The following is a 17483-nucleotide window of genomic DNA, read 5'->3' as shown; positions in this document are numbered from 1 at the left end:
CCTTCGATGATCAAAGTCCTGCAAGGCGTGAAGGTCCTGGAACAAGGCACCTTTATCACCGGACCCGCGGCCGGCATGCTGCTCGGCGACCTCGGCGCCGACGTTATCAAGATCGAGCAGCCCGAGACCGGCGACCCGTTCCGCGCGTTCCAGGGCGGTCTCTACAGCCCGCACTTCCAGACCTACAACCGCAACAAGCGCAGCATCACGCTCAACACCAAGCATCCGGATGACCTGCAGGTCTTCGAGGACCTGGTGCGCGATGCCGACGTCTATATCCAGAACTTCCGCCCGGGTGCGGCGGAGCGGCTGGGCGCGGGAGAAGCCCGGCTGCGCGAGCTGAATCCGCGCCTGATCTATTGCGCCATCAGCGGCTTTGGCGCAACGGGGCCGGCGGCCTCGCGACCGAGCTACGACACGGTGGCGCAGGCGGCCAGCGGCTTCCTGAACCTGCTGATCAACCCCGCCAACCCGCGCGTGGTGGGGCCGGCCATCGCCGATGCGATGACGGGCTTCTACGCCGCGTACGGCATCCTTGGCGCCCTGCATGAGCGCCATCGCACCGGCGTGGGCCGCAAGGTGGAGGTGTCGATGCTGGAGGCCATGAGCCATTTCAACCTCGACGCCTTTACGCATTACTATTCCGCCGGCGAAGTCATGGGGCCCTTCAGTCGCCCCAGTGTTTCGCAGTCGTATGTGCTGGAGTGTGCCGATGGCAAATGGATCGCCTTGCATATGTCGTCGCCCGAGAAATTCTGGCAGGGACTGGCCAACGCGATCGACCGTCCGGACCTGTTCAAGGACCCGCGCTTTGCCACGCGCGAGGCGCGCATCGGCAACCAGGAGGCGCTGATCGACCTGCTCGGCGGCCTGTTCCGCCAGCGCTCCCGGGCGCAGTGGTGCGAACGCCTGGAAGCCGAGGACGTACCGCACGCGCCCATGTACGACACGAGCGAGGCGCTGGAAGACCCGCAAGCCAGACACCTGCAACTGCTGGTCACGGGGCGGCATCCCACGCTCGGGGAATTCAGGACGGTACGCAGCCCGGTATCGTTCGACGGGCAACGCGCGCTGGACGTGATGGCGCCGCCATTGCTCGGCGAACATAACGAAGAGGTTCGAGAAGAAGTCCGCGCCGCACTGGCGCAAGCGGGAAGTCCGGCACAGACCGGTTCCTGAACATCCGCAACGGAGGAGACATGAAAAAAGCATTGACGGCCGCGATGGCCGCGACGGCTGCATTCGCCACACTCGCCCTCACCGCCGGCCCTACCCGGGCCGAAGACTATCCCGCCAGGCCGGTACGGCTGGTGGTCCCGTTTGGTGGCGGCACGTCCACGGACATCACCGCGCGCATCATTGGGGAAGCCATGGCCAGGAAACTCGGCCAACCAATCGTGGTGGAAAACAAGGCGGGCGCGGGCGGCGCCATCGGCACCGACTATGTGGCCAAGTCCAAGGGCGACGGCTACACGCTGACGATGGGCACCGTGGGCACGCTCGCCATCAACAAGGCGCTCTATCGCAAGCTGCCGTATGACCCGGCCAAGGACTTCTCGTACATCGGCATCCCGGGCTATACGCCGACGCTGCTGGTGGTGCGCGACGACGCGCCGTACAAGACGCTGGCCGATTTGGTCGCCTACGCCAAGGCGCATCCGGACAAGCTGTCTTTCGGCTCGGCGGGCAGCGGCACGTCGGGCCATCTGGCGGGAGAACTGCTCAAGTCAATGGCCGGCGTCTCCATGACGCACGTGCCATTCAAGGAAGGGGGCCAGGCATTGACGGCGGTGCTGGGCGGACAGGTGGACTTCATGTTCTATCACCCGGTGGCCGTGTTGCCGTATCTCAAGGGCCACAAGCTGCGCGCGCTGGCGGCCAGTAGCCAGCGCCGCTCCGTGGCGGCACCGGATGTGCCGACGGTGGCGGAATCGGGCTATCCCGGCTTTGACCTGACGGCCTGGTTCATGCTGGCTGGCCCCGCCGGACTCGATGCCCAAGTGCGGACCCGTCTGGTCCAGACGATGCAGGCGGTGATGCAGGACCCGGCCGTCCAGAAACAACTCGCGGCACAGGGGCTGGAGGCCACCACGCTGGAGACGGCGCAGTTGCCGGCATTCGTGAACGGCGAGTTGCAGAAGTGGACCGCCGTCGTCAAGCAATCGAACGCGCAGGTCGACTGACGTCGACGTCCCGACACGCACTGCCGATGCAGCACGCGTGTCGGGCGCCACAGCGGAGCGCCGGCAATACGCAAGCAGGATTCAGGGCTTCGGTGGCGATGTGGCGGAGAAGCCGACTCGTTTGTGCGAGCCATCGCAGAAGGGCTTCTTTTCGGAATGGCCGCATCGGCACAACCAGACCTGATCGCCTTCGAAATCGATGGAGTCGCCTGCCGGCGTCAGGATCCTGATCGGACCTTTAATGCGGTAGGGGCCGTTGTCCTGCACGGTCACGGTGACAGCTGTGTCCTCGTTCATGATGCCCCCAATGTTGCGCGACGGTGGCCCTCACGGTACATGGCAGGCAGCCACCGCCACCCAGCCTTGTGCGAGCCAGTCTGTGCGAATCCAGGTTTGAACGGACCGGTGGATCGTCCCCCACTTCCTTAAGAACTCTAGTCCAATTTCCGGGGGGAACGATCGGGGCAGCGTCCGCTGGCAATCGGTGAGAAAACAGGCTTCAGCCGTCCGCCCGGGAGCGTTGGCGCTGTCGTGCGGCACCGCTTTCGGCAGCTGGCACCCAGCGGCAAACGGTGGTGGCACGCAGTTCGCCGGCGATGCCCGCCACCAGCATGCCCATGATGATAATCAGGCGTTTCATGGCTTCCGTATCCTGTGCAAGACGGGCGGGCAGCGTGAAGCCGCTGCCCCGGTGCGCTCTTAGACGATCTGGATCAGGACGTCGATATTGCCGCGCGTCGCCTTCGAATACGGGCAGATCTGGTGCGCCGCGTCGGCCAGCGACTGCGCGGTGCCGCGATCCAGCCCCGGCAGCGAGACATTGAGGCGTGCCTGAAGGTAAAAGGCCCCGTCTTCCGTGCCCAGGTCGATTTTGGCATCGACGGCAGCGTCGCTCGGCAAGGCAACGCCTTGATTGACCGCCGCGCGGCCAAGCGCGCCGATAAAGCAGGCCGACCATGCGGCCCCGAACAGCTGCTCGGGATTGGTGCCCTCTCCCGCCCCGCCAAACTTCGACAGCTTGACGTCCAGTCGACCGTCGTCGCTACGCGACGCGCCATCGCGGCCGCCAGTCGTATGGACATTGCCCGAGTACACAACATTCAAGTTCTTCGCCATGGTGGCTCCTTAAGGATCTTGGTGAATCAGTCAAAGGGATCGATCGTGACGCGTGACCGCCTTGCGGCTTCGCGCGCACACACATGAAACACGGATGCCCGGCCAAATCGCCGTTGTCCAGGGTGCTATCCGGCAGGAGCGATTTCATGACGCCTGTGTGTCGCATATGTTTTGGGCAGGGCCGACATTGCATGGCTTTGTATCGGCCGGCTCCGTCGATACAGTGCGATACATGTCTGGTTCCGCGCGCGCCCCGTTTGAGACCCCTTGGAGACCCCTTTGTACGAAGCCGTATCGCGCCGGGGGATCGATACAACCGCTGACAAAGCCAGCATGCCCGCCCAACACGCCAGATACATGGCGGGCCTTAAATGCGCTCTTCGCCGATGGCCCTTCCACGCAATCCTTTCCGTCGGGGGCCCCGGTTCGGCACTCCACTTTTCGGTGGAGCAATTCCAAGGAGACGCAATGTTCAGTCATGTCGCGGTCGGCACCAACGACCTGAAGCAAGCCAAGACGTTCTATGACGCCGTGCTCGGCGCGATCGGTTACGGCGAGGGTGTCCTTCGGGCAAAGGGAGACTATGTCTATGTCTCCGATACCTCGATCTTTATCGTGACGCCGCCCGTCAACGGGCAGGCAGCCACCCCTGCCAACGGCGGGACCGTTGGCTTTCAATGTCAATCGGTCGAGCACGTCGAGGCCTGGCATGCCGCCGGCATCGCGAACGGCGGTGTTTCCGTCGAAGATCCTCCCGGGGTCCGGCAAACGCCGGCAGGCAAGCTGTATCTCGCCTATATGCGCGACCCGGACGGCAACAAGCTGTGCGCATTGCATCGCATGGCAACCTGAGCGGCGCACGCTGACCGGTCAAGCCAGCCCCTCACCTGACCTTTCGCACGGGGATGGGTCGCGGAGCGCGCCGGCAAGGCTGCCGACACGCACGGGATGCACGCGACCCCGGAAGTGCGACAAGTGGTCGCAGCGTACCCGCGCCGACGCCGGCGAAACGCTGATACCATATTCGCCAACTTTCCGACCGTTCACGTGCACCCGCCTCTTCGCCGGCTATGGCTTGCCGGCTTCCTCGTCCTCGCGTTCCTGACAGTCCAGCTGGCAGCGGCGGCTTACGCCTGCATGGGTAGCCGGTATGCGCTGGACCAGACCGGTGACATGGCGGGGATGACGGAGTCCTGCCCGGAGATGTCACAGCAGGCACAGCCGGCCCAGCACGCACAGCACGCCGGGGATACCACCGGTGTCCATGACGGCCTTTGCCTCGAACACTGCCAGCTCGGCGCCAAGACGGTCGACCACGCGTCGCCGCAAATCCCGGTTTTCCTGCCTGTCCTGTTGAGCGTGGTCGAGTTGACGCCTGCGCCAACCACCGACCATTTCGCGCTGGTGTATGGCGACGCCATGCCGCGCGCCCCGCCACCGCCGCTCTCCATCCTCCACTGCTGTTATCGAACTTAGCCTCCTGAGCAACGCGATTCAGGTGCCCTCCCGCTAGACCGGGACGGCTATCGTTGCTTTTGGAGGCTTTATGCTTTCCCCTCGTTGCTTGATGCAGGCGCTCTTCTGTGCGCCTTTGCTTGCCATGGCCGCGCCGCCCATGGCGAACGCCCAGTCGGCACCTCCGCTTTCGATTGAAGAAGCCCTCGGACTCGCCACGACGCGTGCCGCCGATGCCGAGGCTTCGCACGGCGCCGTCGAAGCCGCCGTCCAGATGGCCGTAGCGGCCGGCCAGTTGCCGGACCCGGTGCTCAAACTCGGGCTGAACAATGTTCCGACCAACGGGCCGGACCAGTTCTCCCTGAGCCGGGACTTCATGACCATGCGCTCTGTCAGCGTGCTTCAGGAATTCACCCGCTCGGACAAACGCCGGGCCCGCGCGGCGCGCTTTGAAGCCGAAGCGGCCACCGCCGAAGCGCAGCGCGCGGTTAGCCTGGCCAATGTCCAGCGCGGCGTGGTCAATGCGTGGCTCGACCGCTGGTACGCGGAACAGACCGGCGTGCTCCTCGGCCACCACGGCCACCCGCTGGAACTGGGACTGCAAGCCGCGACAGCGGCCTATCGGAGCGGGCGCGGCACCCGTTCGGATGTGCTGGCGGCCGAAATGGAAATCCAGAAGCTACAGGACCGGATCGACGAAAACCAGGCCGTGATCGGCGCCACCAGCGCAAATCTCGAGCGATGGGTCGGCCAGGCGGCAAAGCGCCCGCTCGCCGGGCAGCCAACCCTGACCGTGCCCGAGCGCGTCCGGCAGCTTGCCCAGACCAACCTCGACGCCGTGCCGGAGATGGCAGCCACCCAACGCGAAATCGCCCTAGCGGAAGCGGAGATTCGCGCCGCCACCGAAGGCAAGAAGCCGGACGTGAGCGTCGAGCTGATGTACAGCCAGCGCGGCTCCGCCTATTCGAACATGGCTTCCATCAACGTCAGCTTTCCCGTCCCCTGGGATCAGGCAAACCGGCAGGATCGCGAAGTCGCCGCCAGGGTTGCGCAGGCTCACGATGCCCGCGCGAAGTCCGAAGTCGTCGCGCGCAGTACCCGGGCAATGCTGGAGGCCAGACTGGCCGAATTGCAGCGGAATCTCGAGCGGCTCAAGCGCTATGACGAAAAAATCCTGCCGCTCGCCAGTGCGCAGGCGGACGCGGCGTTGACCGCGTACCGCGCAAACACCGGGCCGCTGCTGGCGGTCGCCGAGGCCAATCACCGCGCCATCGACACCGCACTGGAACGGCTCGCCCTCGAAGGCAAGACGGCAAAGCTGTGGGCCGACGTCTCCTTCCTCGTCCCCCTTCCGACCGCGCAAACCGAGTCCGCCACAAAGGAATCGAAATGAAACGACAAGCCATTTCCATGGCGGTGGCACTCGCCGTCGCAGCGGGCGCGCTGTATGGTACCTATCGCCTTGGCGTCACACAGGGCGCGAAGTCCGCGTCATCCCCGGTGCCGGCGATGCCGGGCGATTCGGCCAAGGCCGGCGGCAGCGACCCGAACACCGGCAAACGCGTCCTCTACTGGCACGACCCGATGGTGCCGGGCCAGCGCTTCGACAAGCCGGGCAAGTCTCCATTCATGGACATGCAACTGGTGCCCGTCTATGAAGACGCCGGCGGCACGGCGGCGGCGGTCACCATCGACAGCCGCGTCACCCAGAACCTGGGCATCCGGACGGTCGAGGTCAAACCGGGGCGGCTGGATGCCGTGCTCGAGGTGCCCGGCAATATCGCCATCAACGAGCGCGGCATCGAAGTGATCCAGGCCCGCACCTCGGGGTACGTCGAACACGCCTACGCCCGGACCACGCTGGACCCGGTCAAACGGGGGCAGGCACTGGTGGTGATCTATTCGCCCGAGTGGGTGGCGGCGCAGGAGGAATACCTGGCCGTCGCGCGGGTCAACAGCGGGCCGCTCGGCGACCTTCGCAGCGCCGCCAGCGCCCGCATGCGGCAAGTCGGCATGACCGAGAGCCAGATCCGACTTGTCGAGACCACCGGCAAGCTGCAGCCACGTCTCACGATTTCGGCTTCGGTCGACGGCGTGGTCACCGAAGTCGGCGCGCGCGATGGCATGACCGTCGCGCCAGGCATGACGCTCTTCCGCATCGCGGACCTTTCCACGGTGTGGGTCCTCGCCGAAGTGCCGGAGAGCCAGAGTGCCGCCATAAAACCGGGTCAACAGGTCACCGCCATCGCCGCAGGTCTTGCCGGGCAGACGCTGACGGGCAAGGTGGATGCCCTCCTGCCCGACGTCAGCCCGGGCACGCGCACGCTCAAGGTTCGCATTGCGTTGCAGAACAAGGATCGCCAGCTGTTGCCGGGCATGTTCGTGAGCGTCCGGTTCAGCGCGCCGGCCGGTGCGGACAAGCTCCTGGTGCCCACCGAAGCGCTCATTCGCACGGGCGCCCGGACCATTGCCATGGTCGAGACTGGCGACGGCGGCTTCAGTCCGGTCGAAGTGAAGACCGGCGCGGAGGCCGCAGGCCAGACGGAAGTGACCGAGGGACTGAAAGCCGGCCAGCGCGTCGTGGCCTCAGGACAATTCCTGGTCGACTCCGAAGCCAGCCTGCGCGGCACAACGCGTCGCCTGGAGAGCGCCTCCGCGCCGGCTTCCACTCCCGCTTCTGCTCCCGCCGCGGCTGCGGCACCGGAGCATGAAGCGCTCGGGCGTATCGAGGCCGTCGGCGCGGAGAGCCTGACCATCTCGCATGGTGCGATCCCGAGCCTCCAGTGGGGCGCCATGACGATGGATTTCAAGGCACCGCCATCGGGATTGCCGCGCGGCCTGAAGGACGGCCAGCAGATTCGCTTCCACTTTCATCTGAACAACGATGGGGAGCCGGTCTTGTCTTCAGTCCAGCCGGTAGCCGGCAACGCGGGAGGCAAGCCATGATCGCGAACCTCATCCGCTGGTCGATCCGAAACCGGTTCCTGGTGTTGCTGGCGACGGTGATGCTGACGGCCTGGGGCATCTGGGCCGCGCGCCATACGCCGCTCGATGCATTGCCGGATCTTTCCGACGTTCAGGTCATCATCCGCACCACGTACCCGGGCCAGGCCCCGCAGATCGTGGAAAACCAGGTCACCTATCCGCTGACGACGACGATGCTGTCGGTGCCCGGCGCGAAGACAGTCCGGGGATACTCGTTCTTTGGGGACTCCTTTGTCTACGTGCTGTTCGAGGACGGCACGGACCTGTACTGGGCGCGCTCACGCGTTCTCGAGTACCTGAATCAGGTGCAGTCCCGCCTGCCGGCCGCCGCCAAGCCCGCGCTGGGGCCGGACGCCACCGGCGTGGGCTGGATCTACGAATACGCGCTCGTCGACAAGACCGGCCAGCACGACCTCGCTCAATTGCGCGCCCTGCAGGACTGGTTCCTGCGATTCGAGCTAAAATCGCTGCCCAACGTCTCGGAGGTGGCCTCCATCGGCGGCATGGTGAAGCAGTACCAGATCGTGCTCATGCCGGAGAAGCTGCGCGCCTACGGCCTCTCGCAGGCCAGGGTGCTCGATGCGCTAAAGGGTGCCAACCAGGAGACCGGTGGCTCGGTGCTGGAGCTGGGCGAAGCCGAGTACGTCGTGCGGGCGTCCGGCTATCTCAAGTCACTGGAGGACTTCCGCCAGATTCCGCTCAATGTCAGCAACGCTGGCATCCCCGTGCGTCTCGGTGATGTCGCAACGATTCAGCTCGGGCCGGAGATGCGGCGTGGCATCGCCGAGCTGGATGGCCAGGGCGAGGTCGCCGGTGGCGTGATTGTCATGCGGTCCGGCAAGAACGCCCTGGAGACCATCGAGGCCGTCAAGGCCAGGCTCGCGTCCCTGAAGAAGAGCCTGCCGCCCGGCGTGGAGATCGTGCCGACCTACGACCGTTCCAGCCTCATCAACCGTGCCGTCGAGAACCTCTCGCACAAGCTGCTGGAAGAGTTTGCGGTGGTCGCGCTGGTGTGCCTGATCTTCCTGTTCCACCTGCGGTCGGCACTGGTCGCGATCATTTCCCTGCCGCTCGGCGTGCTGGCGGCCTTCCTGGTGATGCGCTACCAGGGCGTGAACGCAAACATCATGTCTCTGGGTGGCATCGCCATCGCCATTGGGGCGATGGTCGACGCCGCCGTCGTGATGATCGAAAACGCCCACAAGCACATCGAGCACTGGCGAGCCGAGAATCCGGGGCATCCCCTGCGCGGCGAGGCGCAGTGGCGCGTGATTGGCGACGCCGCGGCCGAGGTCGGGCCCGCGCTCTTCTTCTCGCTGCTCATCATCACCCTGTCGTTCATTCCCGTCTTCACGCTGGAGGCACAGGAAGGCCGGTTGTTCTCGCCGCTCGCCTTCACCAAGACGTACTCGATGGCCGCGGCGGCCGGCCTTTCGGTGACCTTGATACCGGTCCTGATGGGCTACCTGATTCGCGGCAGGATTCCGTCGGAGCAGTCCAATCCGTTGAACCGCGTGCTCATTCGCCTGTATCAACCGCTGCTCGCTCGCGTGCTTCGCCACCCGAAGGCGACCCTCGTCATCGCCGCCTTGCTGCTGGCCGCCACCGCGTGGCCCATCCTGCGGGTGGGGGGCGAATTCATGCCGCCACTCGACGAGGGCGACCTGCTCTATATGCCATCCGCCTTGCCGGGGCTTTCGGCGGGCAAGGCGGCGCAGCTGCTCCAGCAGACCGACCGGCTCATCAAGACCGTGCCGGAGGTCGCGACCGTGTTCGGCAAGGCCGGTCGGGCCGACTCGGCCACGGACCCGGCGCCGATGGAAATGTTCGAGACCACCATCCAGTTCAAGCCGCGCGACCAGTGGCGCGCCGGCATGACACCCGACAAGCTGGTGGAGGAACTCGACAAGACCGTCACCGTGCCCGGCCTCTCCAACATCTGGGTGCCGCCCATTCGAAACCGTATCGACATGCTGGCCACCGGCATCAAGAGCCCCGTCGGCATCAAGGTGGCCGGCACCGACCTGAAGGAGATCGACAGGATTGCGGGCCAGATCGAGCAAGCGGTCAAAGGCGTGCCCGGTGTGACCTCGGCCCTGGCCGAGCGTCTGACCGGCGGGCGCTACATCGACGTGGACATCGACCGTGTGGCCGCGGGCCGCTATGGGCTCAACATCGCAGATGTGCAGAGCATCGTCGCATCGGCCATTGGTGGCGAGACCGTGGGTGAAGTGGTGGATGGGCTGGCGCGCTATCCGATCAATGCCCGCTACCCGCGCGACCATCGGGATTCGGTCGAGGAACTGCGCAGGCTGCCCATCGTGACCGACCGGGGCCAGCAGATACTGTTGGCGGACGTCGCGCGTATCCGGATCACGGATGGCCCGCCCATGCTGCGCAGCGAGAACGCCAGGTTGTCGGGCTGGGTCTACGTCGATATCCGGGGACGCGATCTGCGCGCGGCGGTCACGGAGATGCAAGCGGCCGTGGCCAGCACGGTGGCGCTGCCCGCTGGCTACTCGGTCAGCTGGTCCGGGCAGTTCGAATACCTGGAGCGCGCAACGCAGAAGCTCAAGGTGGTGGTGCCATTCACCTTGCTCATCATCTTCCTGCTGCTGTACCTGACGTTCGGGCGATTCGACGAAGCGCTGCTCATCATGGCCACCTTGCCGCTTTCGCTGGTCGGCGGATTCTGGCTGCTGTATCTGCTCGGGCACAACCTTTCGGTGGCGAGCGTTGTCGGATTTATCGCACTGGCGGGCGTCGCAGCGGAATTTGGCGTCATCATGCTGCTCTACCTGAAGCAATCGTGGCTCAGGAAGATCGAGCGCGGACATGTCGACCAACCCGCCCTGCTGGAGGCGATCCAGGACGGCGCCGTCCTGCGCGTGCGCCCCAAAGCCATGACGGTGGCCGTCATCCTGGCCGGCCTGCTGCCGATCATGTGGGCGGGCGGCACGGGCTCCGAAGTCATGCAACGCATCGCCGCGCCCATGGTGGGCGGCATGGTGACGGCCCCGCTTCTCTCGCTGTTTGTTGTTCCCGCGGCTTTCCTGCTCCTGCGTCGTCGATCGGCGACGCAAGCCATGCCTCAGCCTCTTGAAGAAAGGACCTCCCGATGAAACGTACCCTGATTTTCCTGGCCACCGCGAGCGCTGCGTTTGCGCTACCCGCGCTACCCGCTTATGCCGCCGGTGACATGGCGGACATGAACATGAAGCCCGGCGCGGCGATGTCCGCGCCAAAGCCCGTGCAGGCTGAAGTGATGAAGGTGGATGAGGCCAGTGGCCGCGTCACCCTCAAGCACGGCCCCATCGATAACCTTGGCATGGGCGCCATGACCATGACCTTCCCTGTCAAGGACAAGACAAGCCTTGCCAAAGTCAGGCAAGGCGACAAGGTGGATGCGACGTTCGACAAGGTGGACGGGGTAGCGACCGTGGTCGGCATCAAGGCACGCTGATCCGCCGTTTCTTGCACAACATCCACGTGCAGTCCGCGCGGTCACTGGGCCGCGTTGACGAAAATGAAGGACTTCCGGTTGCAAAAGTGACCGGAAGTCGACGCCCGCTGCCTCCCAGAGTGATGTCCGACGGGATTTGTACTTGCCGCGCACAACTGTTTGTGCGAGCGATGCCTTCGAATGCCAAAGCGGATCGCCTAGATTGGAACCCATCGGAGCCGCCGGCCCGATCGCTACAAATCCAGATCCACTTACATCGAGGCTCAACATGAGTGCAGCACAGAAAGTCGTCGTCATCACGGGCGCATCGCAAGGCATTGGCGCTGAACTGGTCAAGGGGTTCCGCGAGCGCAACTATCGCGTCGTGGCCACTGCGCGCAGCATCAAGCCGTCCGACGACAAGGACATCCTGACGGTCGCCGGCGACATTGCAGATCCGGACACGGCGCGCCGCGTCATCGCCGAAGCCGTGGCGAAGTTCGGCCGCATCGACACGCTGGTCAACAACGCCGGCGTCTTCGTCGCCAAGCCCTTCACCAGCTATACCGCCGAGGACTACGCCACCGTAACGGGCATCAACCTGACGGGCTTCTTCCATATCACGCAGCTGGCCATCGCCGAGATGGAAAAGAACCGTAGCGGCCACGTGGTCAGCATCACGACCAGCCTGGTAGACCACGCAAACAGCAACGTGCCGTCGGTGCTGGCCTCGCTGACGAAGGGTGGCCTGAACGCCGCGACCAAGTCGCTGGCCATCGAATACGCCAGGACCGGTATTCGTGCCAACGCCGTATCGCCGGGCATCATCAAGTCGCCGATGCACCCACAGGAAACCCACGCAGCGCTGGGCGCAATGCATCCGTTGGGCCATATGGGCGAGATGCGCGATATCGTCGATGCGGTGCTGTATCTCGATAGCGCGCCGTTCGTTACCGGCGAGATCCTCCACGTCGACGGCGGCCAGAGCGCCGGCCACTAAGCAGGCTACCGTAACAAGGCTTGCCAGCGCCGATAGCCGAGCGCTGGCAAGTCTTCCGGACCCGTTTCAGTCCGTCGCACCCATCTCGCTACTTGATCCACTGCCTGATCGACTCCGCCATCACGTCCGCCGAGATGCCGTAGCGGTCGTGCAGCGTGGGCAGTGCTCCCGCGTCCAGGAACGCGTCCGGCAGGCCGACCTGCCGGAACGGCACGGATGTGCCCGCCCGCATCAGCGTGGTGGCCACGGCTTCGCCCAGGCCACCGATCACGGTGTGGTTCTCCGCCACCACCACCAGGCGCCCCTGCCGTTTTGCCTCGCGCAGGATGGTCTCCGTATCCAGCGGCTTGATGGTCGGCACGTGCAGCACCGCCACGCCGATGCGATCCTTCTCCAGCGTCTTTGCCACCTCCAGCGCGCGCATCGTCATGATGCCCGACGAAATCACCAGTACCTCGGCGCCATCGCGCAACAGCTTTGCTTTGCCCAGTTCGAACTTGTAGTCGTACTCGTCCAGCACCACCGGCACGTTGCCGCGCAGCAGGCGCGCATACACCGGCCCATTGTGCGCGGCGATCGCCGGCACCATCTGCTCGATGTCGATGGCGTCGCACGGGTCGATCACCGTCATGTTGGGCATCGCGCGCATCAGCGCCAGGTCTTCCGCAGCCTGATGGCTGGGGCCGTAGCCGGTGGTCAGGCCGGGCAGCGCGCAGACGATCTTCACGTCGAGGTTGTCCTCGGCGATCGCCTGATGCATGAAGTCGTAGGCGCGCCGCGTTGCGAACACGGCATAGGTCGTGACGAACGGCTGGGCGCCCTCGTGCGCAAGGCCCGCCGCCGCGCCCATCAGGAGCTGCTCGGCCATGCCCATCTGGTAGTAGCGCTCGGGAAACGCCTTGGCAAAGAGATGCAGGTCGGTGTATTTGCCCAGATCGGCGGTCATGCCGATCACGTTCTGCTTCTGGCGGCCGAGTTCCACCAGCGCATGGCCGAACGGGGCCGACCGGGTGGCTTGCCCCTCGCCGGCGATGGAGGCAATCATCGCCGAGGTCTTGAGCTTCGGCTTCGCGCTGTTGGTATGGGTGGCCACGGTGGTGTTGGGGTTGCTCATGCTTGTCTCCCGGCTTCGAGGGCCTGCAGTGCGAGTTGCCATTCGTCGGCATCCACGCGGATAAAGTGGTTCTTCTCGCGCTGTTCGAGGAACGGCACGCCGCACCCCATGCGCGTATCGCAGATGATCATGCGCGGCTGCGCGCCGCGATGCTCGCGCGCCGCGCGGAAGGCGGCGGCCACGGCGTCGATGTCGTTGCCGTCCACACGCTGCGTGAACCAGCCGAACGCTTCCAGCTTGGGCGTCAGCGGCTCGAACGCCATGATCTGCGTGGAGGGCCCGTCGGCCTGCTGGTTGTTGACGTCGACCACGGCAATCAGGTTGTCCAGCTTCCAGTGGGCGGCGGAGAGGATGCCTTCCCAGATCGCGCCTTCATCCAGCTCGCCGTCGGAAAACAGCGTGTAGACGAAGTTGTCCGAGCCCTTGCGCTTGAGCCCCAGGCAACGGCCCACGGCGATGGTCAGCCCGTGCCCCAGCGAACCGCCGGACATCTCCATCCCGGGCGTGTAGCTGGCCATGCCGGACATCGGCAGGCGGCTGTCGTCGCTGCCATAGGTCTCCAGTTCTTCGGCGGGCAGGATGCCAGCCTCCAGCAGCGCGGCATACAGCGCGATGGCGTAATGGCCGTTGGAGAGCAGGAAGCGGTCGCGCCCTTCCCACTCCGGGTCTTCCGGGCGATAACGCATGGCGTCGAAGTACGCCACGGCGAGCACATCGGCGATGTCAAGCGCCTGGCCGATGTAGCCCTGGCCCTGCACTTCGCCCATCAGCAGGGCGTTGCGGCGGATGCGGTAGGCGCGTTCCCGCAAGGACACGGCCTGGTCGGTGGTTGGGTGTTGCATGGTGTCTCCTGCAAGCAATCGATCGGAATTCATGGAATGAAGCCTCAGCGGTTCACGGATTTGGCCGGGACCAGGAAGACCAGCATGGCGCCAAACACCACGGTGGCCGAGATGAACACCAGCCCGGCGGTGGACTTGCCGGTCAGGTCGTTGAGCCAGCCGACGATGGCGGGCGAGAAAAAGCCGGCGAGGTTGGCGACGCAGTTGACCGCGGCGATGCCCGCTGCGGCCGACATGCCGCCCAGCAGCGCCGTGGGCAGCGCCCAGAACTGCGAGGATGAGGCCAGGATGCCGGCGGCGGCGATGCACAGGCACACCAGCGACGCGCCGACACTGCCCAGCAGCGGCAAGGTCGCAAATCCGGCGGCGGCCACCACCATCGGCACGATTAGGTGGAAACGGCGCTCGCGGTGGCGGTCGGCGCTCATGCCGACCAGCGGCAGCGCCACGATGGCGCACAGGTACGGCAGCGCGGTGTAGATGCCCACCCAGAGCGGATCAGCCACGCCGGCCTTGCGAATGATGGTGGGCAGCCAGAACGTCAGGCCGTACTGGCCCAGCACCACGCAGAAGTAGATCCCGGCCATCAGCCACAGGCGACGGTCGCCCATGAAGGAGCGGATCGACATGTGTTCGGTCTTCTGCGCGTTGTCGCCTTCGATATTGCGCTTGAGCAGCGCTTTCTCGGCGTCGGTAAGCCAGTGGGCCTGGTCGATGCCGTTGTCCAGGTAGAACAGGATGGCCACGCCGAGGAACAGCGACGGCAGTGCCTCGAGCAGGAACAGCCATTTCCAGCCAGCCAGGTCACCCATACCGTGGAAGGCATGCATGATGTAGCCCGACAGCGGCCCGCCTACGATGCCTGCCAGCGGGATGGCCATGAAGAACAGCGACAAGGCCTTGGCGCGGCGCTCGGACGGAAACCAGTAGGTCATGTACAGGATCACGCCGGGGGCGAAGCCCGCCTCGGCCGCACCTAGCAGGAAGCGCAGGATGTAGAACTGGGTTGGCGTACTGACAAAGGCGAAGCAGGCAGAGATCACCGCCCACGTCAGCATGATCCGCGCCAGCCAGCGCTTGGCGCCGACCTTGTGGAGGATCACGTTGCTCGGCACCTCGAAGATGAAATAGCCGAGAAAGAAGATGCCGGCGCCCAGGCCGTAGATGGTTTCGCTGAACTGTAGGTCGTTCAGCATCTGCAGCTTGGCGAAGCCGACGTTGACGCGATCGAGATAGGCGCCCAGGTAGCACAGCATCAGGAACGGGATAAGCCGCTTCACCACCTTGGCGTAGGTGCGGGCCTCGAAGCTCGCGGAATCGGCGTGCAGCGTCGCCTCGCCGCCCATGGGCGAGGGTGCGTATTTGGTTTTCATCGGGTGTCTCCTGCCAGGTGGCGCCGCACTGCGACGCACCGGCTGTCGAGGGTTCCGCCTCTTGCGGGCGGCTTCAACTGGATGTAGAGGCGTTTCCTCTTAATGGATCAACATGCCGCCGTTGACGTCGAGCGTGATTCCGGTCAGGTAGGCGGACATGTCGCTGGCCAGGAACACGCAGGCGTTGGCCACGTCGGCGGCGTTGCCCAGGCGGCCCAGCGGGATGCCCTTGATGATGTCGGCGCGCATCTCGGGGGTGAGCTTGTCGCCGGTGATGTCGGTCTGGATCAGACCCGGGGTGATCGAGTTGACGCGGATGCCGTCCGAACCGAACTCGCGCGCCATCGCACGCGCCAGCCCCAGCACGCCGGCCTTGGCGGCGCTGTAGTGCGGGCCGCCGAAGATGCCGCCACCGCGTTGCGCGGAGACCGACGACATGCACACGATGCTGCCGTGCTTCTGCTCGCGCATCTGCGGCAGCACGGCCTGCGACATGTACAAGGTGCCGCGCAGGTTGACGTCCAGCACGGCGTCATAGTTGGCGGCCTGGATATCGAGCGTGCGCACCGGCTGGGTGATGCCGGCATTGTTGACCAGCGCGTCGATGCGTCCATAGCGCTGCAGCACCGCCGCGACTGCCCGATCGCAGGCGGCCTTGTCCGTCACATCGCACGCCAGCCCGAGGTGCTGGTCGCCCAGCTCGCCGGCGGCGGCCTGCGCGTCCTCAAGGCGCAGGTCCAGGATGACCACCGAGGCGCCCTGGGCGGCAAAGGCCTTGGCGGTAGCCTTGCCGATCCCGCGAGGGGAAGCCGCACCGGTGATGATGACTACGTTCTTCTCGACCAGCATCTTTGTCTCCTTTGACATTGAATTTTGATAGGTCGAGTGTTGTCGCTGGCGGCCTTTCGATCAACGCGGTCTGACTCAGCTATTGCTGAGAAATATTCAGGGAATGGGAAGACGGGAATTCGGCCGGGCGCCGCAGGCGGCACATTGCGGGTTGGCGGCCGGTACCACCTAGCCGGGGATCGACGGCAGCTGGCGCTCCATCCAGGCGAGGAAGCGCGCGACGCGCGGCAGGTCGGCGTTCTGCCGGGGATAGACGAGGTGGTGACTGCCGACCTCGATCGCATGCGCGTCGTCGAACACCGGCACAAGGGCACCCTTGCGGATCATCACGGACGCCAGCAGCGTGCTTTCCAGCGCCACCCCGAGGCCCAGCGCCGCTGTCTCGAGCGACATGTACGAGCGGTCGAAGGTGAAATCGAACCGCTTGTGGGCGCCCGGGACGCCGAACCTGGCGAACCATTGCTGCCATTGCACAAGAGGGGTTTCCGAATAGATAAGACGCTGCGCGAGCAGATCGGCCGGCGACGCGATCGGATGTTTCTCCAGGTATGCAGGCGAGGCGAGCGGCGCAATGGTTTCCCGACGCAAGGTCTTGACCTCGATATCGCGCCAATGCGCGTAGCCATGGCGGATATCCACGTCGTAGTAGCCGCTCGTAAAGGAAACGTCCTCATAGGAGCAGGACAGGTTCAGCTGGATGTCATCATTGTCCGCCTGGAACGATTCCAGCCGCGGCAACAGCCACATCAGGCCGAAGCTCGGACTCGAATGGACCCGCAGGATCTCGATGTTGGCCGGACTGGAAGCGCGCTCGGTCGCGCGATTCAGGTCGGCGAGCACGCCCGTGATGTCGCGCAGGTATTGCTCGCCCACCGGCGTCAGGGCCAGTCCCCGCCCCTGCCGGAAGAAGAGCGCCTGGCCGAGCGCCTCCTCGAGGTTGCTGATCTGGTGGCTGACAGCGGACGCCGTCAAGCCTAATTCTTCCGATGCCCGACTGACGCTCTTGGTTCTGGCAACGCTTTCGAAGGCGATGATCGCCTTCACCGGAGGAATCCGCATGGTGTGTGTGCTCGATGAGGTCTCGCGACGCATCGCGCAAGGCGATGACGGTCGCTGTCATGGTT

At 65.1% G+C, this 17483-nt stretch carries 17 protein-coding genes; 9 read left to right on the top strand and 8 right to left on the bottom strand.

The window, feature by feature from the left end; genetic code table 11:
- The first annotated feature begins 6 nt into the window (after positions 1-6).
- Both AC1DOX_RS14650 and AC1DOX_RS14645 read left to right on the top strand, forming a co-directional pair.
- On the top strand, positions 7-1179 hold the full coding sequence (locus AC1DOX_RS14650) for a CaiB/BaiF CoA transferase family protein (protein ID WP_441617165.1): 1173 nt from the start codon (positions 7-9) through the stop codon (positions 1177-1179).
- A 20-nt stretch (positions 1180-1199) separates the two neighbouring features.
- Positions 1200-2183, top strand: coding sequence for a Bug family tripartite tricarboxylate transporter substrate binding protein (locus AC1DOX_RS14645; protein WP_441617163.1), 984 nt, complete (start codon positions 1200-1202; stop codon positions 2181-2183).
- An 81-nt stretch (positions 2184-2264) separates the two neighbouring features.
- On the opposite strand, the gene AC1DOX_RS14640 is transcribed toward AC1DOX_RS14645, so the two are convergent.
- From AC1DOX_RS14640 to AC1DOX_RS14630, 3 genes are all read right to left on the bottom strand, one after another.
- On the bottom strand, positions 2265-2480 hold the full coding sequence (locus tag AC1DOX_RS14640) for a CDGSH iron-sulfur domain-containing protein (protein WP_092137594.1): 216 nt from the start codon (positions 2478-2480) through the stop codon (positions 2265-2267).
- Positions 2481-2682: 202 nt separating this feature from the next.
- Positions 2683-2823 (bottom strand): hypothetical protein, encoded by a 141-nt coding sequence (locus tag AC1DOX_RS14635; RefSeq protein ID WP_441617161.1) that lies wholly within the window; start codon positions 2821-2823, stop codon positions 2683-2685.
- A gap of 59 nt (positions 2824-2882) precedes the next feature.
- Positions 2883-3299 (bottom strand): organic hydroperoxide resistance protein, encoded by a 417-nt coding sequence (locus tag AC1DOX_RS14630; RefSeq protein WP_441617159.1) that lies wholly within the window; start codon positions 3297-3299, stop codon positions 2883-2885.
- 279 nt (positions 3300-3578) lie between these two features.
- On the opposite strand from AC1DOX_RS14630, the gene AC1DOX_RS14625 reads away from it, so the two are divergent.
- The 7 genes from AC1DOX_RS14625 (at position 3579) to AC1DOX_RS14595 (ending at position 12181) form a co-directional block, all read left to right on the top strand.
- The gene (locus tag AC1DOX_RS14625) at positions 3579-4151 is read left to right on the top strand and encodes a VOC family protein (protein ID WP_441617157.1); all 573 of its coding nucleotides are present in this window, start codon (positions 3579-3581) and stop codon (positions 4149-4151) included.
- A gap of 195 nt (positions 4152-4346) precedes the next feature.
- Positions 4347-4775, top strand: a complete 429-nt coding sequence (locus AC1DOX_RS14620; protein WP_441617155.1) for a DUF2946 family protein — start codon at positions 4347-4349, stop codon at positions 4773-4775.
- A gap of 70 nt (positions 4776-4845) precedes the next feature.
- On the top strand, positions 4846-6147 hold the full coding sequence (locus AC1DOX_RS14615) for a TolC family protein (RefSeq protein ID WP_441617153.1): 1302 nt from the start codon (positions 4846-4848) through the stop codon (positions 6145-6147).
- On the top strand, positions 6144-7700 hold the full coding sequence (locus tag AC1DOX_RS14610) for an efflux RND transporter periplasmic adaptor subunit (protein ID WP_441617151.1): 1557 nt from the start codon (positions 6144-6146) through the stop codon (positions 7698-7700). Before AC1DOX_RS14615 ends, AC1DOX_RS14610 begins: the two co-directional genes overlap by 4 nt.
- Entirely contained in the window at positions 7697-10861 is a 3165-nt protein-coding gene (locus tag AC1DOX_RS14605) for an efflux RND transporter permease subunit (protein ID WP_441617149.1), read from the top strand. Before AC1DOX_RS14610 ends, AC1DOX_RS14605 begins: the two co-directional genes overlap by 4 nt.
- Positions 10858-11202 (top strand): copper-binding protein, encoded by a 345-nt coding sequence (locus AC1DOX_RS14600; RefSeq protein ID WP_441617147.1) that lies wholly within the window; start codon positions 10858-10860, stop codon positions 11200-11202. The genes AC1DOX_RS14605 and AC1DOX_RS14600 overlap by 4 nt, the downstream gene beginning before the upstream one ends.
- A gap of 268 nt (positions 11203-11470) precedes the next feature.
- Positions 11471-12181 (top strand): SDR family NAD(P)-dependent oxidoreductase, encoded by a 711-nt coding sequence (locus AC1DOX_RS14595; protein WP_441617145.1) that lies wholly within the window; start codon positions 11471-11473, stop codon positions 12179-12181.
- 88 nt (positions 12182-12269) lie between these two features.
- Here the strand turns inward: AC1DOX_RS14595 and AC1DOX_RS14590 are convergent, their stop codons facing one another.
- The 5 genes from AC1DOX_RS14590 to AC1DOX_RS14570 form a co-directional block, all read right to left on the bottom strand.
- Positions 12270-13295: a transketolase family protein gene (locus tag AC1DOX_RS14590; RefSeq protein WP_441617143.1), complete on the bottom strand. Its 1026-nt coding sequence runs from the start codon at positions 13293-13295 to the stop codon at positions 12270-12272.
- Positions 13292-14137: a transketolase gene (locus AC1DOX_RS14585; RefSeq protein ID WP_092137583.1), complete on the bottom strand. Its 846-nt coding sequence runs from the start codon at positions 14135-14137 to the stop codon at positions 13292-13294. The genes AC1DOX_RS14590 and AC1DOX_RS14585 overlap by 4 nt, the downstream gene beginning before the upstream one ends.
- Before the next feature lie 44 nt (positions 14138-14181).
- Positions 14182-15510, bottom strand: a complete 1329-nt coding sequence (locus AC1DOX_RS14580) for an MFS transporter (protein WP_092137582.1) — start codon at positions 15508-15510, stop codon at positions 14182-14184.
- Positions 15511-15609: 99 nt separating this feature from the next.
- Complete coding sequence (locus AC1DOX_RS14575; RefSeq protein WP_441617140.1) at positions 15610-16359, bottom strand: SDR family NAD(P)-dependent oxidoreductase; 750 nt, start codon at positions 16357-16359, stop codon at positions 15610-15612.
- Positions 16360-16527: 168 nt separating this feature from the next.
- Entirely contained in the window at positions 16528-17418 is an 891-nt protein-coding gene (locus tag AC1DOX_RS14570) for a LysR substrate-binding domain-containing protein (protein WP_441617254.1), read from the bottom strand.
- Positions 17419-17483: the final 65 nt, after the last annotated feature.

The organism is Cupriavidus sp. 01L415 (assembly GCF_056400065.1).
Note: the sequence above shows the minus strand (reverse complement) of the source record. Positions and strands in the feature narration are given on the sequence as shown.